21 protein-coding genes are annotated in these 22,235 nt (G+C 62.7%); 15 read left to right on the forward strand and 6 right to left on the reverse strand.

The window, feature by feature from the left end; translation table 11 throughout:
* The first annotated feature begins 115 nt into the window (after nt 1–115).
* Nucleotides 116–2,179: a hypothetical protein gene (locus RPMA_RS05560; RefSeq protein ID WP_211911901.1), complete on the forward strand. Its 2,064-nt coding sequence runs from the start codon at nt 116–118 to the stop codon at nt 2,177–2,179.
* A gap of 31 nt (nt 2,180–2,210) precedes the next feature.
* On the opposite strand, the gene RPMA_RS05565 is transcribed toward RPMA_RS05560, so the two are convergent.
* Entirely contained in the window at nt 2,211–3,272 is a 1,062-nt protein-coding gene (locus tag RPMA_RS05565) for a serine hydrolase (protein ID WP_211911902.1), read from the reverse strand.
* A gap of 337 nt (nt 3,273–3,609) precedes the next feature.
* Here RPMA_RS05565 and RPMA_RS05570 point away from each other — a divergent pair, with 337 nt between their 5' ends.
* Nucleotides 3,610–4,119 (forward strand): DUF3060 domain-containing protein, encoded by a 510-nt coding sequence (locus RPMA_RS05570; RefSeq protein WP_211911903.1) that lies wholly within the window; start codon nt 3,610–3,612, stop codon nt 4,117–4,119.
* 93 nt (nt 4,120–4,212) lie between these two features.
* On the opposite strand, the gene RPMA_RS05575 is transcribed toward RPMA_RS05570, so the two are convergent.
* Together RPMA_RS05575 and queE are read right to left on the reverse strand one after the other, a co-directional pair.
* A complete protein-coding gene (locus RPMA_RS05575; protein WP_211911904.1) occupies nt 4,213–4,578 on the reverse strand; it encodes a 6-pyruvoyl trahydropterin synthase family protein in 366 nt (121 codons plus the stop codon).
* Between the two features lie 32 nt (nt 4,579–4,610).
* On the reverse strand, nt 4,611–5,243 hold the full coding sequence (gene queE, locus RPMA_RS05580) for a 7-carboxy-7-deazaguanine synthase (protein ID WP_211911905.1): 633 nt from the start codon (nt 5,241–5,243) through the stop codon (nt 4,611–4,613).
* 298 nt (nt 5,244–5,541) lie between these two features.
* Here queE and RPMA_RS05585 point away from each other — a divergent pair, with 298 nt between their 5' ends.
* A complete protein-coding gene (locus RPMA_RS05585; protein WP_211911906.1) occupies nt 5,542–5,988 on the forward strand; it encodes a hypothetical protein in 447 nt (148 codons plus the stop codon).
* A 30-nt stretch (nt 5,989–6,018) separates the two neighbouring features.
* Here RPMA_RS05585 and RPMA_RS05590 read toward each other — a convergent pair whose 3' ends face one another.
* The 3 genes from RPMA_RS05590 to RPMA_RS05600 all read right to left on the reverse strand — a co-directional run bounded on the left by RPMA_RS05590 (nt 6,019) and on the right by RPMA_RS05600 (nt 10,094).
* The gene (locus tag RPMA_RS05590; protein ID WP_211911907.1) at nt 6,019–6,468 is read right to left on the reverse strand and encodes a tRNA (cytidine(34)-2'-O)-methyltransferase; all 450 of its coding nucleotides are present in this window, start codon (nt 6,466–6,468) and stop codon (nt 6,019–6,021) included.
* A gap of 78 nt (nt 6,469–6,546) precedes the next feature.
* A complete protein-coding gene (locus tag RPMA_RS05595; protein WP_211911908.1) occupies nt 6,547–7,836 on the reverse strand; it encodes a PepSY-associated TM helix domain-containing protein in 1,290 nt (429 codons plus the stop codon).
* A 107-nt stretch (nt 7,837–7,943) separates the two neighbouring features.
* A complete protein-coding gene (locus RPMA_RS05600; protein ID WP_249225558.1) occupies nt 7,944–10,094 on the reverse strand; it encodes a TonB-dependent siderophore receptor in 2,151 nt (716 codons plus the stop codon).
* 697 nt (nt 10,095–10,791) lie between these two features.
* Between RPMA_RS05600 and petA the strand changes: the two genes are divergently transcribed.
* The 12 genes from petA (at nt 10,792) to RPMA_RS05660 (ending at nt 22,230) form a co-directional block, all read left to right on the forward strand.
* A complete protein-coding gene (gene petA / locus RPMA_RS05605; protein ID WP_211911909.1) occupies nt 10,792–11,319 on the forward strand; it encodes a ubiquinol-cytochrome c reductase iron-sulfur subunit in 528 nt (175 codons plus the stop codon).
* A 62-nt stretch (nt 11,320–11,381) separates the two neighbouring features.
* Entirely contained in the window at nt 11,382–13,451 is a 2,070-nt protein-coding gene (locus RPMA_RS05610; RefSeq protein WP_211911910.1) for a cytochrome c1, read from the forward strand.
* Between the two features lie 166 nt (nt 13,452–13,617).
* On the forward strand, nt 13,618–14,547 hold the full coding sequence (locus RPMA_RS05615) for a bile acid:sodium symporter family protein (RefSeq protein WP_211911911.1): 930 nt from the start codon (nt 13,618–13,620) through the stop codon (nt 14,545–14,547).
* Complete coding sequence (locus RPMA_RS05620; RefSeq protein ID WP_211911912.1) at nt 14,544–15,512, forward strand: SDR family oxidoreductase; 969 nt, start codon at nt 14,544–14,546, stop codon at nt 15,510–15,512. The genes RPMA_RS05615 and RPMA_RS05620 overlap by 4 nt, the downstream gene beginning before the upstream one ends.
* A 49-nt stretch (nt 15,513–15,561) precedes the next feature.
* Nucleotides 15,562–16,785: a flavin-containing monooxygenase gene (locus RPMA_RS05625; RefSeq protein ID WP_249225559.1), complete on the forward strand. Its 1,224-nt coding sequence runs from the start codon at nt 15,562–15,564 to the stop codon at nt 16,783–16,785.
* Between the two features lie 49 nt (nt 16,786–16,834).
* Nucleotides 16,835–17,509, forward strand: a complete 675-nt coding sequence (locus RPMA_RS05630) for a dienelactone hydrolase family protein (RefSeq protein WP_211911913.1) — start codon at nt 16,835–16,837, stop codon at nt 17,507–17,509.
* A 12-nt stretch (nt 17,510–17,521) separates the two neighbouring features.
* Nucleotides 17,522–18,016: a GNAT family N-acetyltransferase gene (locus RPMA_RS05635; RefSeq protein ID WP_211911914.1), complete on the forward strand. Its 495-nt coding sequence runs from the start codon at nt 17,522–17,524 to the stop codon at nt 18,014–18,016.
* Nucleotides 18,013–18,483: a GNAT family N-acetyltransferase gene (locus RPMA_RS05640; protein ID WP_211911915.1), complete on the forward strand. Its 471-nt coding sequence runs from the start codon at nt 18,013–18,015 to the stop codon at nt 18,481–18,483. Before RPMA_RS05635 ends, RPMA_RS05640 begins: the two co-directional genes overlap by 4 nt.
* An 89-nt stretch (nt 18,484–18,572) precedes the next feature.
* A complete protein-coding gene (locus RPMA_RS05645; protein ID WP_211911916.1) occupies nt 18,573–18,803 on the forward strand; it encodes an AbrB/MazE/SpoVT family DNA-binding domain-containing protein in 231 nt (76 codons plus the stop codon).
* Between the two features lie 52 nt (nt 18,804–18,855).
* A complete protein-coding gene (locus tag RPMA_RS05650; RefSeq protein ID WP_249225560.1) occupies nt 18,856–19,218 on the forward strand; it encodes a PIN domain-containing protein in 363 nt (120 codons plus the stop codon).
* Between the two features lie 200 nt (nt 19,219–19,418).
* Nucleotides 19,419–21,581, forward strand: a complete 2,163-nt coding sequence (locus RPMA_RS05655) for an anthranilate synthase component I (protein ID WP_211911918.1) — start codon at nt 19,419–19,421, stop codon at nt 21,579–21,581.
* Between the two features lie 103 nt (nt 21,582–21,684).
* Nucleotides 21,685–22,230, forward strand: coding sequence for an adenine phosphoribosyltransferase (locus RPMA_RS05660; RefSeq protein WP_211911919.1), 546 nt, complete (start codon nt 21,685–21,687; stop codon nt 22,228–22,230).
* Nucleotides 22,231–22,235: the final 5 nt, after the last annotated feature.

The raw sequence follows: 22,235 nt of genomic DNA on the forward strand, positions 1-22,235 counted from the left end.
CCTCAGCCGTCATGGCCGGGCCTCTCCCGGCCATCCACGTCTTTCCTCGCGGCCTCAGACGTGGATACCCGGCATTCGCTGGGCATGACGGTGTTACTTGTGGAGGCGCCGCATAATGCAATACGGCATCGCATTCACGCCCCTCGTCCCGATGCTGGTCCTGTGGATCGGCCTCTCGGCCATCGTCGTCATCGCAGCGCTGCTGCTGCTCGGCCGCGCACGCGGCGCGGCGGTTCGCGTCGCTGCGCTGGCGCTGATTCTGCTGGCGCTGGCCAATCCCTCCTTCACCAGCGAGGAGCGCGAGCCGCTCTCGTCGGTGGCTGCCGTGGTGATCGACAAGAGTCCGAGCCAGTCCTTTGGTGATCGCACCAAGGAAACCGAAGAGGCGCAGAAGCAGCTCGTCGATCGTCTCAAGCAGGTCAAAGGTCTCGAGGTTCGCACCGTCGAGGCCGGTCAGGCCGATGGCGAGACGGATGGCACCAAACTGTTTGGCGCGCTCTCATCGGCGCTGTCAGATGTCCCGACCGATCGTGTCGCCGGCGCGTTCCTGATCACCGACGGCCGCGTGCATGACATCCCGGCCAATCTCGATGGCCTCGGCTTCAAGGCGCCGCTGCATGCGCTGATCACCGGCCGCAAGGACGAGCGCGACCGCCGCATCGCCATCACGGCCGCGCCCCGCTTCGGCATTGTCGGCCAGTCGCAGCGCGTCACCTTCCGTCTCGACGATCAGGGTGTCAGCAACGAACGCGCCCGCGTGGTCGTTCGCCGTGACGGTGACACCATTGGCGAACGCCAGATGGTGTCGGGCCAGACGCTATCCGTCGATGTCGATATCAAGCATGCCGGTCCGAACATCGTCGAGATCGAAGCCTCGCCAATCGACAACGAACTCACCCTCGTCAACAATCGTGCCGTGGTCGCCATCGATGGCGTGCGCGACAAGCTGCGCGTGCTGCTGGTGTCCGGTGAGCCGCATTCCGGCGAGCGCACCTGGCGCAATTTGCTGAAGTCCGATGCTTCCATCGATCTCGTGCATTTCACCATTCTGCGCCCGCCGGAGAAGCAGGACGGTACGCCGATCAACGAGCTGTCGCTGATCGCTTTCCCGACCCGCGAATTGTTCCAGCAGAAGATCCACGAATTCCAGCTGATCATTTTCGATCGCTATGCCCGCCAGGGCGTGCTGCCGATCGCCTATTTCGACAATATCGCGCGCTATGTCCGCAATGGCGGCGCCGTACTTGTCTCGGCGGGGCCTGACTATGCGTCGAACACCTCGATCTGGCGCACGCCGCTTGACTCGGTGCTGCCTGCGGAGCCGGTCGGCGTCAGCGAGAAGCCGTTCTATGCGCATCTGAGCGACGTCGGAAAACGTCATCCGGTGACGCGCGGCCTTGAAGGATCCAATAGCGAACCGCCGAAATGGAGCCGCTTCTTCCGCACGGTGGAGACCCGCAACACCACCACGCCGCCGGTCATGACCGGCGCCGATGGCAAGCCGCTGCTGCTGCTGTCGCGTTCTGGTGAAGGCCGGGTAGCGCTGCTGCTGTCGGATCACATCTGGCTGTGGGCGCGCGGCTATGAAGGCGGTGGGCCGCATCTCGATCTGCTTCGGCGTACCTCGCACTGGCTGATGAAGCAGCCGGATCTCGAAGAGGAATCGCTGAAGCTGCAGACCGCGAACAAGGATCTCGTGGTCGTTCGCCAAACCATGGGTGACAATGTCAGCCCGGTCACCGTCACCTCGCCATCGGGCAAGACGCGCGAGCTCACGCTCAGCGCCGGCGAGCCCGGCCAGTGGCGTGCCACGACGCCAGCCGACGAACTCGGCCTCTGGCAGGCGACAGACGGCACGTTGAAGGCCTTGATCAATGTGGGGCCGATCAATCCGAAGGAATTTTCGGAAGTGACCTCCACCACCGACATGCTCAAGCCATTGGCTCAGGCGAGCGGTGGCGATGCACGGCGGCTGAACGACGGTGCAGGCCTCGAGATGCCGCGGGTGGTGCCGGTGCGCGCGAGCACGACATTCCGGGGTGACGGCTGGATGGGCGTTCACATGCGCGATGCGAGCGTGGTCCGCGGCGTCGGCGTGTTGCCGATGTTTGCCGGGCTGGTCGGGCTGCTGCTGCTGCTCGGCGCATTCGCGGCGACGTGGCTGCGGGAGAGCCGATAAAGGGTCGAATGGAAGCGTGGGTGATTGCGCTTCATTGCCCGCGTAGCCGCGCCAGCTCCGGCAGCACGCGGTAGCGTGCGATCTCGTAAGGGAATTCGCCGCGATTGGCGAGCAGCACGACGCCCATGCGCTGACGTGGCATCAGGCCGATATAGGCCGTCGCATTGTTCAGTCCGCCGGGCTTGTCGACGACCTCGATGCCGTTCCGATGCACATTCTCCCAGGCGATGGCTTGCCCGAATCCGGTATCGACACGAAACATCTCTTGCTGTGTCATCTTCAGCGCCTGCCGCAATTGTGGATCGACCACGTGATTGTCGAGGCTGGCGGCGAGGAAAATTGCGAGATCCTTCGGCGATGAGAACATCTGCCCGGTGCCGGGGAAGGTGTAGTAGCCCTGCTGGTGACCGGGCGGGCCGATGATCGAGCCATCGTCGTCATAGCCCTGCACAACGCGCGCAAGATATTTCGGTGCGAGTTGCGCCTGATCGCCCAGGCCGCGCTCCGGCAGGAATGTTTCCTTCATGCCGAGTGGCTTGAGCACATACCTGGAAATCAGTTCGCCGATCGGCCGGCCGTAACGGCGCTCCAGCACGAGCTGCAATAACACATAGCCGGCATGGGTATAGACGCGTTGCTTGCCGGGTTCTTCACCGGCTTTCGGCGTCCAGCTGTTCAGCGATTCGAGGAAGCGTGACAGCGAGTAGGAGTCGGTCGGCCATGGCGGATGATCGGTGGGCAGCAACAGACCCGACGTATGTGTGGCGAGCTGGCCGATGGTGACGCGTTTGACATAGTCGCCGGACAGTTCGGGGAGATATTTGCTGGCGGGATCGTCAAGGCTGAAGTCGCCGCGGATCGATCCCAGCGATACCAGCGTGGCTTCGAATAATTTTCGAACGGAAGCGAGGTTGAACAGCGTGTCGGATGTGATGCGCCGCCGCGCCGCCTGATCGGCAAAGCCATAGGTGAAAATTTGAGTCTGGCCCGCGGCATGCACGGCCACGGCGAGGCCGCCGCGATCGTGGACCTTGGATGCGAGTTCGGTGGTGACGATCCGCTTGATCTGTTCATCCACCGCGCGATCGGCCATCACTTGCGACGGGAAGCCGCACAAGCCACAACGACAATCGTGCCGAGCGTACGCAACGATATCAGCAGGCTCATTGCCACTCCATGATGCCCCCATGGGTACGACAACGCAGTGCATGGAAGAACGCGTATGCGACAAAGATGTGTCGTGCCGTCACTTTGTGGTGAGATCGCAGCGGCAGCAGATGCGTATCGTCATGCAGGTTTCATTTTCAGAACGCATCCAATCATCGCGCGAGGATGTCGCAAGCCCCATCGCGGCCATATTCGCTTTCTAGTGGGGATCGCGTCGATCGCAGTCGTATTCGTTCGGCCGCATTTCATTTGGAGGAATTGTCTTGAAGCTGAAGCACGTTGCTATCGCCTGTGCCGTTTCCGTCACTCCCGTCACTGCATTCGCTGACGACATCACGGTCGAAGGCACGCAGATGTCGCGCGATTTCGCGTGTGACGGGCAGAATGTCATCATCGCCGGCCAGGGCAATACGGTCGAACTCACCGGGAATTGCGGCGACGTCAAAGTGATGGGGGCGGATCACAAGGTGCGCTTCGATCAGGCCAAGACACTCGCTGTCAGCGGCATGTCCATCAAGGCGACGGGCGGTGAGACCGGCGCTTTGCTAGTCGAGCTCCACAAGAACACCGTGCAGGCCAAGTTGAAGTCCGAAAGCGCTCCGGCCGAGGCTTCGGTTTCCGGCGTGGATCAGAATGTTTCGCTGACGGTCGGCAGTGCGGCAAAGATCGACGTGCAGGGCACACAGAATGCGCTGAGCTGGACCGCCGAAAATGGCGTCAAGGCGCCGGCAATCTCGACCTCGGGTATCGGCAACAAGATTAGTAAGAAATAGGGCTCGGATCGCAGCACGGACGCGGCGAGGCTGTGCGCTGGCCGATGATGTCGCTCAGGCGGACGGCGCCTTGCCGATCTGCCTGAGCCTCGCTTACTTCTTCGGCCCGAAATACACGCAGCTCTCATTGCAGCTGTCGCGGAAGACGCCGACGCGGACCACCGGTCCCTTGTCGGCAACGCGGTCCCAGATGAAGCGCGACAGGTTCTCGAGCGTCGGAATGCCGATCGCTTCGATCTTGTTCAGGAACTTGTGGTCCAGCGTCTTGCGGAGATCCTCGAGGCCGCGGTCGAGCAGCCCGAAATCCACCACCATGCCGGTGACCGGATCGGGCTCGCCACGGATCGTCACTTCGGCGCGGAAGGAATGGCCGTGGATTTCCTGGCTCGCTTCGCCGAGCGTCGTATAGGACAGCGCATGCGCCGCCTCGAAGCGAAACGATTTCGTCAGTTCCCACATATCTCGTCGTCGTCCTTGTCGAATGCCGGATCTTAGCGGATCCCGAGCGTCTTGTGCGTCTGCACACTCAGACGCCATTGCGGATGCTTCAGGCAGTAATCCACCGCCTGCGCGGTATTGCTGATCGCGTCCGGTCCGTCCATCGGCTGCAGCGAGAATCGCTCGAAGGCGAGGGCCTCGAACCGTTCCGGCATCGCCGTGGCCTGCGGGTAGACCAGCTTCAACTCATGGCCCGCGCGAATGACGAGATCGGCACCGGCCTTCGGGCTGACGCAGATCCAGTCGATGCCAGCTGGCGGCGCCACGGTGCCGTTGGTCTCGACGCCGATCTCGAAGCCACGTCTATGCAGCGCCGTGACGAGTTCGTCGTTGACCTGCAGCAAAGGCTCGCCACCGGTCAGCACGACATAGCGGTTGTCGTTAGGTCCCACCCACTGCGCGGCGATGGTGTCTGCCAGTGCGTCTGCCGTGGTGTAGCGACCGCCCAAAGTGCCGTCCATGCCGACGAAGTCGGTGTCGCAGAACTGGCAGACGGCTGCGGCGCGGTCTTGCTCGCGGCCGGTCCAGAGGTTGCAGCCTGCAAAGCGACAGAACACGGAGGCGCGGCCTGCATGGGCGCCTTCGCCCTGCAGTGTCAGGAAAATCTCTTTGACCGCGTAACTCAATGATTTCGCTCTCTGAAACACCCGCGCGCGAGGGCGGGCTGTGCGCGCGCTCGGTTGCATATGGGGTGAGGGCCGGCTCTTAGCACGTGCGAAGGGCAATGTCGCGATGAATGCGGAGGTACAATAAGGTGGATTTACCTGCGTTCAGCTCATCCTGCGCGCCTTCATCTTGATCCGTCTGGCCCGATGGCTCCATATCGCCGCCATGCAGCCGCCGCTCGTCACCGATACCCTTATTCCCCAGAACCGCCCCTGCGGAACCTGCACTTTGTGCTGCAAGGTCTACAGGATCGACGAGGTGCCCAAAGTCGCAGGCAAATGGTGCCAGCACTGTGCAATCGGTTCGGGCTGCAAGACCTATGATACCCGCCCGCAGCAATGCCGTGCCTTCGACTGCGTCTGGGTGCAGGATCATGAGATGGCGGAAGCCTGGAAGCCCGAGCATTCCAAGATCGTGTTCTCGGTCTATCCGACCACCGGCTTCATCTATGGTCAGGTCGATCCTGGCGCGCCGTCCGCCTGGCAGAAGCAGCCGCTTCTGAATGGCTTGATCGCCTGGTCGGCCAAGCTTTTGGAAGAGCGGCGGCATCTGCTGATCTTCGTCGGCAGCAATGCCACGCTGATCATGCCGACAGGTCCGGTGCCGATCGGTCCGATGTCACCCGCCGATGGTTTCATCATCCGTGAGACGTTTACGGCGAAGGGCAAGGACTACATCGCGACACGAGTTGCAAGCGGCCGATAGCCAGCGACGGCACGGCAATAGTGAAAGATGCTATCCGCGCGTCTGGCGAAGAGCTTCGCCGAGCGCCATTGCCACCGTCATCGCCAGATTGATCGAGCGCAGGCTCTCGCGCATGGGGATCACGACACGGCTGTCCGCGGTGGCCGCGACATCTTCCGGCACGCCGGCGCTCTCGCGACCGAACAGCAGGATCTCGTTGTCGCTATAGCTGTGCGCGAGATAGGACTCGGCGCCCTTGGTGGTGAACAATGCGAGTCGGTGGCCGGCCTCGCGACGCCAGTCGTCGAAATGCCGCCATGAGATGTGACGGACGATGCTCACCTGATCGAGATAGTCCATCCCGGCGCGGCGGAAGTGGCGGTCGGAGATCGGGAAGCCGGCGGGCTCGATGATATGCGCCTCGACATCGAGGCAGGCGCAAAGCCGCAGGATGGTGCCTGTGTTTTGCGGGATATCGGGCTGGTAAAGGGCGATGCGCATCGGATGCCGATAGCGCGCAGTGGCGAAGACGGCAAGCGGACAGGCGGAAGCCTGTCCGCGATGTGCGGCGGAGACCGTTCACTCTGCCGGAGCGAGGCGCGTGTTCGCGGTCGATGTCGTCGCCTCGCGGACGCGCACGCGGGCACGGCGTTTCTTCCACCAGATCACTACGCCGGTGACAGACAGTGCTGCGACCACGAGGCCCATGAGAGAGATCAGGATGCGGCCGGGAAGACCCAGGATACGGCCCGAATGCATCGGGAACTGCATCTGCACGAAGATGTCCGCCGCGGTGCCGACCCAGGGCAGCTTCTGTCCGAGCGGACGGCCGTCCTCGCTGTCGTAGTAAAGCTGCGCGGGGCCAACGCCAGCGGCGCCGTGATCATCGCCGGGTTCGAAGAAACCGACCTGATAGACGCCATGTGCGGGGCCATAGAACAGCGAACCAACGGGCGTAGTCCATCCGCGTGCCTTGCCGTCGGCCTGCGCGCGTTCATAGATCTGCGCCCAGGTCATCTTCGGTTCGATCGGTTTGTCGAGGTGGCGATATTCGCGGGTCTCGTAGGGCGATGGCGTGTAGTCGGAGACCTTCTTCATCATCGGCGCAAACACCTCGAACCAGAGGTTCAGAGAGAATGCGGTGAAGGCGATGATGAAAAGGAGAGCCCAGGTCCACAGGCTGAATGCGCGGTGGATGTCGAAATTGATGCGATAGGCGCTGCCCGACGTCTTGATCATCCAGGCCGGCTTCCAGCGCGCCCAGAAGCCTTTGCCGAGTTCACGTTCCACCGACGGCGCGCGGCCTGCCTTGGCACGCTTGCGCGAGGGCAGCGTCAGGTAAAAGCCGACAAAGCAGTCGATGGTCCAGATGATGGCGATGATGCCGAGGATGCGCATGCCCCAGCGATCGCTGCCCCAGAATTCGGGGATGTGCATGGTGTAATGCAGCTTGTAGAGAAACGAGACGAAGTTCTCGCGCGTCACCGGCCACACGGCGCCCCAATAGCGCTTGCCGAGTTCCTCGCCGGTGTTGGGATCGAGGAACACCTGATTGTAGTCGATGGAGTAGCGCTTCTGCGTCGCCGGATCGATGCGCGGCAGCACGAAGAACGACAGTGACTCGTTCTTCTCCGGCGTCATGTTCATATGAATGACGCGCGCACGCGGGTCGCGCTGTTCGATCAGGTTGGCGAGCTCGATGGAGGATTTCGCCGGGCCCTGGGTGCTGACGTCCTTCAGCTTTGCGTTCAGCAGGTCATCCAGCTCGTGATCCCACGAGATGATTGCACCGGTGACGCCGGAAAAGAACAGGAAGGCTGCAGTGAGCAGTCCGGCCCAGCGATGCAGGCGCCCGAAAATCGATCTCATGGCGTTCCGCCTCTCTCGTGTGATGAGATGTCAGTACCAAAAACGCACACCGCCGGTCGAGAGACCGGCGGTGTCGAAATGTCGCTGTTTAGGAGGGTTCTAAACTATCACCAGCGGTAAGTGAGCTTGGCGATCGCCTTGCGGCCCTCCGCATAGAAGCAGCTCGTATAGCCGTAGCAGGCGGCCACATAGCGGGTATCGGCGAGATTGGTCAGGTTGAGGGCCATGCGCCAGTTGTCCTTCGAATAGGCGACCAGAGCATCGATGGCCGTCGATGCGGGAACCTTGAAGGTGTTGGCGTCGTCGCCGAAGGTCGAACCGACATAACGCACGCCGCCGCCGACCTGGATGCCGGCCAGCGGGCCGCCCTGGAACGTGTAGTCGGTCCACAGCGCGAAGCGGTTGAGGGGAACCGTGGTCGGGGCATTGCCGACATTCACGGGATCCTTCGTGACCTTGGCGTGGATGTAGGAATAGGCGCCGCGGATGTTGAAGCCTTCGGTGAGGGTTGCGGTACCTTCGAGCTCGATGCCGCGCGAATTGATCTCGCCGGTCTGGACCGCGTCATAAGTCGGCGGCGGGAAGGTGACGACATTGGCGCGCGTGAGGTCGAATGCCGCCAGGGTGATCAGCGCATTCACGCCGACCGGCTGATATTTGATGCCGACTTCGTATTGCTTGCCGGTTTCCGGATTCAGCAATTTGCCGAGGCCATCCGTGTTGAGCACCGGCAGGAAGGATTCCGAATAGCTGACATAGGGCGCAACGCCGCTATCAAAATTATACATGACCGCGGCGCGGCCGGTGAAGGCCGAGGCATTGGTGGAATCCCTGATGCCCTGCAGCGTCGCATCGACATCGGTGGTGACGAAGTCCTGCCGACCGCCGAGCTGGAACGACAGATTGCCGAGCTTGATCTGGTCCTGCAGATAGATGCCGACCTGCGACTGCTTCACGCCGGTGTTGTCTTCCGGTCCAGTGTTGACCCAGGCATTGGTGTAAACCGGGTTGAAGATATTGATCTTGCCGGTGGTGTAGCCGTCGGCGCGGTCGCGGAACGTGGTGTTGCGGTAGTCGATGCCGAACAGCACCGTGTGGGCGAGAATGCCGGTTTTGAACTTTCCTTGCAGTTGGTTATCGACGGCGAAGGAGTTGATGGTGGAATCGCCGGCGCTGCCGCCGCGTCCCATCAGGCCCGCAGCTTCATCTGCGGCGTCCGCGTATCCGGTGCCGTAGAAGCTGGCCTGCTGGTTGTACATGTAGGAATAGCGCAGGTTCTGCTTGAAGGTCAGCGCATCATTGATGTTGTGCGAGAACAGGTAGCCGACCGATGCCTGCTCGGTGTCGAACTGGTTCATGCCGGGCTCGCCACCGAAGCGACTGACCGGAATGGTACGGCCATTGTTCGCCCATACGGTGCCCGACGGCGGGAAGAATTGCAGGCCCCAGCCCGCTTTGTCCTTTTGATAGTTGGACAGGAACGTGATGCTGGTGTCTTCGTTCGGCTTGAAGGTCACGGCCGGGGCGATGAAGACGCGGTTGTTCTTGGAGAAGTCCACCTGCGTGTCGCTGTCGCGCACCACGCCGGTCAGGCGATAGAGCACCGTGCCTTCCTTGTTGGCGGCGCCGCCGAAATCGAATTCGCCCTGGAAGCGGTTGAAGCTACCGCCGGAGATCGAGACCTCGCCGAACTGGCGCGCGGTGGGCAGCTTACTCACATAATTGAGCAGGCCGCCGGTGCCGCTGCCGCCATACATAGCGGAAGAGGGGCCCTTCACGACTTCCAGGCGCTCGGCGCCGTAGGGTTCCAAGCCGAGGAAATGCACATACTGGCTGCTCGGTAGCCGCAACCCGTCGAGATAGAGGCCCGGCATCGTCATGTCGAAGCCACGGATCTGCAGGCCGCCGAAGCGTGTGTCCGAGCCGCCGTTCACGTCGCCGCTGACGCCGGCGGTGTAGCGCAGTGCCTCGCCGACCGAGCCGGCGCCCTGGTTGGTGACCTGGTCGCGCGTCACGACCGAGATCGATTGCGGGGTTTCGATCAGCGGCGTGTCGGTCTTGGTGCCCGAGCCGCTGCGGGTGGCGACGAAGCCCGCGACAGGCCCGCCCGCGCGCTCGCCGGAGCCGGCCGATGCGACTGCCGGCGCCGCCTGCGGCGCCCGGGCGGTACGATTGGCGCGGGTTGCGCGGCTGGTGGCGCGCCGGGCAGGACGGGCAGTCGCCGGCCGGGCGCGCTGCTGTGGGGCATCCACGGTCACCGGCGGCAGCGTCGATTGCGCCTGTGCGGTCGAGGGGGCAGCGACAGAGCGAGACCGCTGACGGCGCCCAGACACATGGCGTGGATGATGGGGAGGCGCGTAGCTGACTGCGCGTGATTGTCTTTTGTCATTTGGGATGCCCCGAAATTCGGCCTGAACAACGCCAGGGTGAGTGGGTGTTTCCCGGCTCTATCGGAGGTATCCTGAGAGTACAGGCTTCGGCCGTTAGAATAGATGCAGGGTAGGGATTCTATTCAGGGCTGTTGCGCGAACGGCGCAGAATTCTTCATCAACTGGAACAATTTACCCGCCAGGGCTGTGCCATCGTGCGGGCGCTCGGATCGGTTCGCCGGTGCGTCAGACTTCGGTCAAAGCCGGCGAATCATCGATCTCGCGCCATGCACCGGTGAGACGACAGCGCTCGGCACAACGCGCGGTAACGGCCGTCAAATTATCCGCGGCGCGGAACGTCGCCGAATCTTGCGTGCATCGCATCCTGCTACCCCGTTCGTAGGCTTGCGATGCCGCGGTAGGGATGCAATAGAACGATTCTGGATTGCGTGTTTTTGCTGTTAGGCAAGGACATGTGCCACGCCGCCGTGGGGAGGAACCGCGGGCACCGGTCATTGCTCTAGGTCAACGCGCAAGCGTTACGGGGAGGGCAATGACGGGGAGCAGATAAGAAAGGGTTGGGATCGTGACGACAACGTCTTCGGCGCAGCATACGCGCCGTGATTTCCTATATGTGGCCACCGGGGCGGTGGCTGCCGTTGGTGCTGCAGCCGCCGTTTGGCCGCTGATTTCTCAAATGAATCCAGATGCTTCGACCATCGCGGCGGGTGCACCGATCGAGGTCGATCTCACTCCGATCGCCGAGGGGCAGGACATCAAGGTGTTCTGGCGCGGCAAACCGATTTTCATCAGCCACCGCACCAAGAAGCAGATCGAGGACGCCCGTGCCGTTCCGGTTTCCAGTCTGCCCGATCCGCAGACCGACCAGGCCCGCGTCAAGGAAGGCCACGATCAGTGGCTGGTCGTGATCGGCATCTGCACCCATCTCGGCTGTATTCCGATCGCCCATGAAGGCGCCTATGACGGCTTCTTCTGCCCTTGCCATGGATCGGTCTACGACACCTCGGGCCGTATTCGTCAGGGTCCGGCACCGTCCAACCTGCCGATCCCGCCTTACGCCTTCGTTTCCGACAGCAAGATCAAGATCGGCTGAGCCGTCCGGCTCGCCTCGAGACCTTGCGCCGATAGTGTCGTTTCTTTCTTCAGGATCGCATCATGAGCGGACCATCCAGCTACCAGCCCTCCCATCCTGCCCTGCAGTGGTTCGAAAAGCGCCTGCCGCTGATCGGTCTGATCCACTCGTCCTTCATCGCTTACCCGACGCCGCGTAACCTCAATTACTGGTGGACCTTCGGCGGCATCCTCTCCTTCATGCTCGGCGTGCAGATCGTCACCGGCGTGATCCTGGCGATGCATTACACGCCGCATGTGGACCTTGCTTTTAATTCGGTCGAGAGCATCGTCCGTGACGTGAATTACGGCTGGCTGCTGCGCTACCTGCATTCCAACGGCGCATCCATGTTCTTCATCGCCGTCTACATCCACATGCTCCGTGGCCTCTATTACGGTTCCTACAAGGCGCCGCGCGAAGTGCTCTGGATCCTCGGCGTCATCATCTACCTGCTGATGATGGCCACGGGCTTCATGGGCTACGTGCTGCCGTGGGGCCAGATGAGCTTCTGGGGCGCCACCGTCATCACCAACCTGTTCTCGGCCATTCCCTATGTCGGCGAGAGCATCGTGACCCTGCTGTGGGGCGGTTACGCCGTCGGCAACCCGACCCTGAACCGCTTCTTCTCGCTGCATTACCTGCTGCCCTTCGTGATCGCAGGCGTCGTCGTCCTGCACGTCTGGGCGCTGCATGTGGTCGGCCAGAACAACCCGGCCGGCGTCGAAGTGAAGACCGAGAAGGACGTGGTGCCGTTCACGCCTTACGCGACCATCAAGGATGGTTTCGGTATCGTCTGCTTCATGATCTTCTACGCATGGTTCGTGTTCTACATCCCGAACTATCTCGGCGATCCCGACAACTACATCCCGGCGAATCCGGGCGTGACCCCCGCGCACATCGTGCCGGAATGGTACTACCTGCCGTTCTACGCGATCCTGCGCTCGATTCCGTCCAAGCTCGGCGGCGTCATCGCGATGTTCTCGGCGATCATCGTGCTGGCCTTCCTGCCCTGGCTGGATAGCGCCAAGACCCGCTCGTCGAAGTATCGTCCGCTCGCCAAGCAGTTCTTCTGGATCTTCGTGGTGGTCTGCGTGCTGCTCGGCTGGCTCGGTGGCAAGCCTGCCGAAGGCATCTACATCACTGCCGGTCGTATCCTGACCTTCTGCTACTTCGCCTACTTCCTGATCGTGCTGCCGATCCTCAGCCGCATCGAGACACCGCGCGCGGTGCCCAACTCGATTGCTGATGACGTGCTGGCGAAATATGGAAAGAAGGCCGGTCCGATGGCGCCGGTGATCCTGGCGCTGGTTCTGGCCGGTGGTTTGGTCATGGGCGGATCGCAGAATGCCAAGGCGGCAGAAGGTGGCCCGACGCCGCCGTCGCTGTCGTGGAGCTTTGCCGGCCCTTTCGGCAAGTTTGACCGCGGTGCCCTGCAGCGCGGCTACAAGGTCTACAAGGAAGTCTGCGCCACCTGCCACTCGATGAACCTGGTCCACTTCCGCAATCTTGCGGATCCCGGTGGCCCCGGCTTCTCGGCGGCACAGGCGCTTGCGGTGGCATCGGATATCCAGGTCAAGGATGGCCCGAACGACGCCGGCGACATGTTCGACCGTCCGGGCCGTCTCGCCGACAAATTCCCGGCGCCGTTCCCGAACGAGAACGCGGCGCGCGCAGCCAATGGCGGCGCTTATCCGCCGGACCTGTCGCTGCTGGCCAAGGCCCGCAACTATGACCGCGGCTTCCCGCAATTCATCTTCGACTTCTTCACCCAGTTCCAGGAAAAGGGCCCGAACTACATCGACGCCCTCCTGCAGGGCTATGAGGATGCACCGAAGGACTTCCAACTGCCGCAGGGGGCTTACTACAACAAGTATTTCCCCGGTCACGCCATCAAGATGCCGAAGCCGATCTCCGATGATCAGGTGACCTATGACGACGGCACCCCGCAGAAGGTCGAGAACTACGCCAAGGACGTGGCGACCTTCATGATGTGGACCGCGGAGCCGCATCTCGAGGCTCGCAAGAAGCTCGGCCTGCAGGTCATGATCTTCCTGATCATCTTCGCCTTCCTGATGTATTTCACGAAGAAGAAGGTTTGGGCCGACGCGCATTAAGCAGCGGCAATGTGCTTCCAAGAGGGCCCCTGACGGGGCCCTTTTTCGTTTCAGTGCGGCTGCGCGTGTAGCCCATGGATTCTCCCGATTCCCTTGACTAAGCTTTGTGCAAGGGGAGGCAGGCGCGGCGCGCGCTTCATGGACATCCCTGCTCATGAGGGGATGAATGCCGGGCGCCGGGATCGACGAAATTCTCCTGAATATCAGTCCGGGCGGGCAGCTTGCCCTTGGTCTGGTGCTGGCGCTCATCATGTATGGCGTCGCGCTCGATCTGCGCGTCGGTGATTTCGTCGATGTCTTCAAGCGCCCGCTGGCACCGCTATCGGGGCTCGTCGCCCAACTGCTGTTCCTGCCTGCCGTGACATGGGCGATCACCATGCTGCTGCAGCCGCGGCCATCCATCGCGCTCGGCATGATGGTGGTAGCGGCCTGTCCCGGTGGCAACATCTCCAATCTCATCACCCATATGGCGCGCGGCAACACCGCGCTGTCGGTGTCGATGACCGGCATTTCCAGCCTGCTCGCCACGATCACCACGCCGCTGAACATCCTGTTCTGGGCCGGGCTCAATCCTGCGACTGCTGCGCTGCTGCGTCAGGTCAGCGTGGAGCCGATATCTTTTATCGGCTCGACCCTGCTGCTGCTCGGCGTGCCGATGGTGGCCGGCCTGCTCACGGTGCGCCATTTGCCGAAGCTTGCAGATCGCCTCCGGCGGCCACTGCAGATCCTGTCCTTCGTGTTCCTCATCGGTTTCATCCTGGCCGCAACGGTGACCAACTGGCGCTATATCGGCGTGTTCACTACCGCCGTGCTGCCTTTCGTGGTGCTGCATAACGCCATCGCCGTCGCGCTGGGCTGGGGCGTGGCGAAGGTGTTGGGCCTCAGCGACTACGATACGCGCGCGCTCACCATCGAGGTCAGCATGCACAATTCCGGCCTCGGCCTTGCGCTGATCCTGACGCAATTCGACGGCCTCGGCGGCGCAGCGCTGGTCGCGGCCGGATGGGGCGTCTGGCATCTCGTTTCCGGTTGGGCGCTGGCAGCATGGTGGAAACGGCGTGATCCGCATCCAGCGCGGACGGAGGGCGCCGCATGAATGATGCGACTTTCAACAGCGGCGTCTTGATCACCGGCGCCGCCGGCTTCATCGGCAGCGCATTGCTGCGGGTGTTGGCGGATGACGGCGTGGGCCAGGTCACCGCACTCGATCTGCGCGACGTGCCGCCTGCACAGCAACGTGCTGGCATCGACTATGAGCAGGGCGACATCCGCGATCCCGCCCTCAAGGAGATTTTCGCGCGCGTCAGGCCGCGCACCGTGGTGCATCTCGCCTCGGTGGTTGCCGTCGGCGGTGACGAACGACGCGACTACGAAATCGACGTGCTGGGCACGCGCAATGTGCTGGAATCCTGCCTTGCCGCCGGCGTGCAGCATCTCATCGTGACATCGAGCGGCGCCGCCTACGGCTATCACGCCGACAATCCCGTGCCGCTGCGCGAGACCGATCCGCTGCGCGGCAACGAGGATTTCCCCTATGCGCGCAACAAGCGCGAGGTGGAAGACATGCTGGCGCGCTGGCGCAGCGAGCATCCGCAATTGCAGCAAACCATTTTCCGGCCCTGCACGGTGCTGGGGCCGACTACGAACAATCAGATCACCGCACTGTTCGAGCGCCCCGTCGTCACCGGCCTCAGCGGCACGGCGACCCCGTTCTCGCTGATCGCCGATAGCGACGTGGTTGCCGCGCTGGCGCAGGCGGTGCGCACCGGCAAACCCGGCATCTACAATCTCGCCGGTGACGGCACGCTCAGCCTGCGCGAGATCGCGCAGCTCAACGGCAAGCCGTTCATCCCGATCCCGCCCGCCATCATGCGCGGCGCGCTGCGGCTTCTCAATGCGTTGGGACTGACCAAGCTCACCGCGGAGAATGTCAAGTTCATCCAGTATCGCCCCGTGCTCGACAACACCCGCCTGAAATCCGAATTCGGTTACACGCCCGAGCTCGATGCCCGCGTCGTGTTCGAGCGCTATCGCGACCAGCGCCCGGATTTGCCCGCATGACTCATCTCGTCATTGGCGCCGGCCCGCAGGCCTTGCCGCCATCAAGAGCATGAAGACCGCCGGCCATGCAGTCGAGGCCGTCGAGCAGAACGCCGATGTCGGCGGGCAATGGCTCTATGGTTCAGCACCGAGCGCCGTTTATGCATCGACGCATCTGATCTCGTCGAAGCGCACCACGGCCTTTGCAGATTTCCCGATGCCCGAGAACTGGCCGGCCTATCCGAGCCATCGTCAGGTACTCGACTATTTGCATAGCTATGCGCGACATTTCGATCTCTATCCATCGATCCGCTTCAACACCGGCGTGCAATCCCTGAAGCGGGAAGGGGATGGCTGGCGCGCGACATTCAGCGACGGCACATCCGCCGGATATGCCGGCGTCATCATCGCCAACGGCCATCTCAGCGATCCCCTGATCCCCAAGACGGCAGGCGCGTTCGACGGTCCGGTGATGCATGCCAAGGACTATAAGACCGCCGATATTTTTGAAGGAAAGCGCGTGCTGGTCGTCGGCATGGGCAATACCGGCTGCGATATCGTCGTCGATGCCGTGCACCGTGCGGACAAGGTGCTGTGGAGCGTGCGCGGCGGCAATCACTTCGTGCCGAAATTTCTGGGCGGCAAGCCGGCCGACGAAGGCAATCACAAGCCGAAACGCTTCATCATTCCGAAGGGAATTCGCGCGCGCCTGCATGAGCCGATCCTGCGCTTCATCGTCGGTCCGCCCGAACGCTTCGGGCTGCCGAAGCCCGGGCATCGGCTCTATGATCGCACGCCTATCGTCAACTCGCTGGTGCTGCAGCATTTGGGTCAAGGCGATGTCACCGTGCGAAAACCGATCCGCGAATTTGCCGGCAAGCGCGTGGTGTTTGCCGATGGGCAGGCCGACGAGGTCGATCTCGTTTTGCTCGCCACTGGCTATCGGATCACGTTTCCGTTTCTGGGTGATCTGGCCGCGCTCGACTGGCAGGACGCCATCGGTGCGCCGCGCCTGTTCATGAACATGTTTCCGTCAGACGATAACGGGCTCTATGTCGCCGGCCTTCTCGAAGGCGCTGGCGTCGGCTGGGAGGGCCGCGCGCTGCAGGCGCGCGTGATCGCGGCCTATCTTGCAGCCCGCGCTGCGCGTCCGGATGCCGCTGCGGCGTGGCGACGCGAGATCGCGACATGGTTCGCGCAGCCGCAGCGCGGGGATGGCGGCGAGCATGGCCTGTTTGTCGATTTTTTGACCTATAAGCGCGACCTGCAACGCGCTTTGGCCCGGTTGAGTTGACACGTCAGGGGTCTATAACTTGCCCCGCAATCAATCAGTGGAGGATCCCATGGGAACATCGATCAGCTTCAAGCGCCCCGACGGCAAGGAAGCCAAGGGCTATCTGGCGAAGGCCGGCTGCGCCAATGCGCCGGGCGTGGTCATGATCCAGGAATGGTGGGGCCTGTCCGACCAGATCAAGGGGCTCGCCGATCGCCTCGCCCAGGAAGGTTTCGATGTGTTGGCGCCGGATCTCTATAACGGCGTGGTCGTGCCCTATCACGACACGGACGCTGCCAACAAAGAGATGAACTCGCTCGATTTCATGGATGCCACCACGCAGACCGTGCGCGGCGCCGTGCAATATCTGTCGAAGGATGGCGCCAAGGTCGGCCTCACCGGCTTCTGCCTCGGCGGCGCCGTCACCGTGATCGGCGCGACCAAGATCCCCGAGCTGAGCGCTGCGGTTGCGTTCTACGGCATCCCGCCGGAGCAGGCCGCAAAGCCCGCCGACGTGCAGGTGCCGCTGCAGGGGCACTTCGCCAATCGCGACGACTGGTGCACGCCGGAAGTGGTCGATAATTTCGAGAAGGGCCTGAAGGCCGCCGGCAAGAGCGCGGAATTCTTCCGCTATGACGCCGACCACGCCTTCGTCAACGAACAGCGCGCCGAGGTGCACGATCTCGAAGCCGCCAAGCTCGCCTGGGGCCGCGCGGCTGCGTTCTTCAAGAAGCATCTGGGGTAATCGAGGGACCGCATGCTGATCCGCAGGGCTCGCAGCGATGATGCCGCAAAGGCCTGCGTGGTCATGCGGAGGTCGATCAGCGAGCTCTGCGGCAGCGACCATCACGGCGATCCCGCAACCCTTGACGCCTGGCTGGCAAACAAGACGCCAGCCGTGTTCGAGCGCTGGATCGCCGATACCGGCAATGTCGTTCTGGTCGCGGCCGAGGACGACGCCATTCTTGCGGTTGGCGCTGTCAGAACCAACGGCGAGATCACGCTCAACTATGTGTCGCCGGATGCACGCTTCCGGGGCGTCAGCCGCGCTCTTCTGGCAGGGCTGGAAGAGGTTGCCAGCGATTTTGGCAACGAGATGTGTTGCCTGACCAGCACCGAGACGGCGCATCGCTTCTATCTCTCGTGTGGCTACACGGATTGCGAAGACCCCGAGGGAAAATTCGGGACGTCCAGCTCCTATCCCATGCAGAAGTCGCTGCGCGGCACAGGATCGCCAAGCCCGTCACCATGACCGTCACGATCTCCGACCTCCGTCACATCCCGGAATTCTTCGACACCGTAGTGGACCGCATCTGGCAGGCATGGTGGAAGCGCCATGGCGTGCCGGAGGCCTATATCGTCGAGCGCCTGCGCGAGAACATGGCGGGCAATGACCTGCCGATTGCGTTCGTCGCCCATCGCGGAGCAACCTTTCTCGGCACCGCTTCGCTGCTTGTTTCCGATCTCGATGAACGTCGGCAATACACGCCCTGGGTCGCCGCCGTCTGGATCGAGCCGGATGCGCGCGGGCAGGGCCTTGCGCCGGCTTTGATCGCGCATGCATGCGCTGAGGCCTTCGCGCGGGGGCATGGCAGGGTCTATCTCTGCGCGGTGCCGGTCCGGCGATCCTATTATATGGCGCTCGGGTGGGAGCCGATCGAAAACGAAGTAGGGCCGCTCACGCTCACTGTATTTGTGAAAGCAAGGCCGGCAACCTGAACGGTTGATGGCTTGAAGTGCACCTATAAGGTGTTTCTATTTGAGATTTCGCTTCGCATGATCTATGTTGAGACGAAGAGGACTTGATCATGATTGTCTCGAAACTGGGTGATGGCCTGATCGTCAGGCTACCCGACAACGTCGTGGAAACGTTGGGTTTGAAAGAGGGCGACAAGGTCACTGTTAGACCGCTGGATGTCGCGCCTGCGGCTGCCACAACCCCCGCCGCTCGGAGGGAAGTGCTTGATGAGCTCCGGCAGTTTCAAGGCATGATGCCGGCCGACTTCAAGTTCAACCGCGACGAGGCGAATGAGCGATAGCTTTTTCGATTCGAACGTTCTCCTGTACCTCGCCTCGGGGATGCTGGGTCGCGTGGAGAGAGTCCAAAATCTTGTCGATGATGGCGGTAATGTCAGCGTCCAAGTGCTGAACGAAATGGCCAATGTGTCGCGACGCAAGTTTGGCATGTCGTGGCAGCAGACGTCGCAGTTCATCAACCGAACAGTGAGGCTTTTCGATATATGGCCGGTCACCGTTGACATTCACAAAGACGGCCTCCGCCTCGCCGAACGCTACGGCTTCGCCATCTATGACAGCTTCATCGTCGCTGCGGCCCTTGCGGCGGATTGCGACACCCTCTGGTCCGAAGACATGCAGGCCGGCATGGTCGTCGATGGCCGGCTGACAATCGCAAATCCGTTCCAGGGCGATCCATCCTTGATCCCGGCCTCTTGACGCCGTCCGTTTCCCGTGGCTCAGTGCCGGCCATGAGCACCCCTGTCCGCAACTCCCGTCGTTGGTGGCGCACCTCCTGAAGAGGTGGCTGGTGCGATTTGCTCTTTTCCCAATCGTCGAAGGCCGCCATCGCAGTGCGACGGCTTTTCGACGTTTGTCCTGTGTGGCGCCCTCCGGCTTCGTTTCCGTAAGAGGACACAATGAACAGGACGATCTTTTCTCTCCCCGCTGAGAGTACCTACAGAACGGCCGGCGGCCTGACCGTCACGCGCCACGCCGAGATGTTCACCGGCGGCACCGCGCTGGACGATCTCATCACCCGCCTCGATCACCACCGCGGCGTAGTGTTGTCCTCCGGCACTACGGTGCCGGGCCGTTATGAGAGCTTCGATCTCGGCTTTTCCGATCCGCCGCTGCTGCTGGAAACCACCGGCACGGATTTCGCCATCACCGCGCTGAACAAGCGCGGGCAGGTGCTGATCGCCTTCATCGCCGAGACCCTGCGCGATCCCTGCGTGGTGCTCGACGGCCGCACCATGGCGAAGCTGAAGGGCCACATTGTCCGCGGCGAGGCGCCGGTGGAGGAAGACCAGCGCACCCGCCGCGCCAGCGTGATGTCGCTGATCCGCGATCTCGTCGCGCAGCTGTTCTCGTCCGCCGATCCCATGCTCGGCCTGTTCGGCGCCTTCGCCTATGACCTCGTCTTCCAGGTCGAGGACCTCAAGCAGAAGCGCGCCCGCGAGGCCGACCAGCGCGACATCGTGCTCTATATTCCCGATCGCCTGCTGGCCTATGACCGCGCCACCGGCCGCGGCGTCACGCTCACCTACGATTTCACTTTCAAGGAGCGCTCCACCGAAGGCTTGCCGCGCGAAACGCCAGAGAGCGGTTACAACAAGGCGTCGCGCGAAGGCTTTGCCGATCACGCACCCGGCGAATATCAGGAGACTGTCGAGAAGGCCCGCGCCGCCTTTGCGCGCGGCGATCTGTTCGAAGCCGTGCCCGGCCAGCTTTTCGCCGAGCCCTGCGATCGCTCGCCGGCCGAAGTATTCCAGCGCCTCTGCATCATCAATCCGTCGCCCTATGGCGCGCTGATGAATCTCGGCGACGGCGAATTCCTCGTCTCCGCCTCGCCGGAAATGTTCGTGCGCTCCGATGGTCGCCGCGTCGAGACCTGTCCGATCTCCGGCACCATCGCGCGCGGTTCCGATGCCATCGGCGATGCCGAGCAGATCCGGCAACTGCTGAATTCGGAGAAGGACGAGTTCGAGCTCAATATGTGCACCGACGTCGATCGCAACGACAAGGCGCGCGTCTGCGTGCCCGGCACCATCAAGGTGCTCGCGCGCCGCCAGATCGAGACCTACTCAAAACTCTTCCACACGGTCGATCATGTGGAAGGAATGCTGCGGCCGGGCTTCGATGCGCTCGATGCGTTTCTCACTCACGCCTGGGCCGTTACCGTCACCGGCGCGCCAAAACTGTGGGCGATGCAGTTCGTCGAGGACAATGAGCGTTCGTCGCGGCGCTGGTATGCCGGCGCCATCGGCGTGGTCGGTTTTGACGGCACCATCAATACCGGCATCACCATCCGCACCATCCGGATGAAGGACGGACTCGCCGAAGTCCGCGTCGGTGCCACGCTGCTGTTCGATAGCGATCCGGTTGCGGAGGAGAAGGAGTGCCAGACCAAGGCCGCGGCGCTGTTCCAGGCGCTGCGCGGCGATGCGCCGAAGAAACTGTCGGTCTTCGCGCCGGATGCCCGCGGCTCCGGCAAGAAGGTGCTTCTGGTCGATCACGAGGACAGCTTTGTCCATATGCTGGCAGATTACTTCCGGCAGGTCGGCGCCGACGTCAGCGTGGTCCGGCATGTCCATGCGCAGACGGTTTTGAATCGCGACGATTTCGATCTGCTGGTGCTGTCGCCCGGTCCCGGCCGCCCCGCCGATTTCGGCATCTCGAAGACCATCGACACCGCGCTGGCGAAAAACCTCCCGGTGTTCGGCGTCTGTCTCGGCGTGCAGGCCATCGGCGAGTATTTTGGCGGCAAGCTCGGCCAGCTGACGCAGCCGGCTCATGGCCGTCCGTCGCGGGTGCAGGTCAAGGGCGGGCAGTTGATGCAGGGGCTGCCCAACGAGGTCACCATCGGCCGCTATCACTCGCTGTTCGTCGAGATGGGAGATATGCCCGAAGCGCTCACTGTCACGGCCACCACCGAGGATGGCGTCGCCATGGCCATCGAGCACAAGACGCTGCCGGTGGGCGGCGTCCAGTTCCACCCGGAATCGCTGATGTCGCTGGGTGGAGAGGTCGGGCTGCGCATTGTTGAAAATGCGTTCCGGTTGGGCCAAAAGGCGACCTGAACCGGCGGGCGCCCGACCGCAATGGGCAATCCGGCCTGCTTGTGGCATCCGGATTGCTTCAGTAGGTTCCACGCGTCCGAACCCGACCGAAACAGAGATCCTGATGACCCCTGAACTCGCTCACGACCTGAAGGCTTCCGTCCGCACCATTCCGGATTATCCGAAGCCGGGGATCCTGTTTCGCGACATCACCACGCTGCTCGGCGATGCCCGCTCGTTCCGCCGTGCGGTGGACGAACTGGTGCATCCTTGGGCCGGCTCCAAGGTCGACAAGGTCGCCGGCATGGAAGCCCGCGGCTTCATCATCGGCGGCGCCGTGGCGCATCAGGTCTCGGCCGGCTTCGTTCCGATCCGCAAGAAGGGCAAGCTGCCGCACACCACCGTGCGTATCGCGTATTCTCTGGAATACGGCATCGACGAGATGGAAGTGCATGCGGATGCCATCAAGCCCGGCGAGCGCGTGATCCTGGTCGATGACCTCATTGCCACCGGCGGCACGGCTGAGGGCGCGGTGAAGCTGATGCGCCAGATCGGTGCCGATGTGGTGGCAGCCTGCTTCATCATCGACCTGCCGGATCTCGGCGGTGCTGCAAAATTGCGCGCCATGGATGTGCCGGTGCGGACGCTGATGACGTTCGAGGGGCATTGAGCCCC

Origin of the sequence: Tardiphaga alba, assembly GCF_018279705.1 — a bacterium.
Taxonomy (GTDB): Bacteria; Pseudomonadota; Alphaproteobacteria; order Rhizobiales; family Xanthobacteraceae; genus Tardiphaga; species Tardiphaga alba.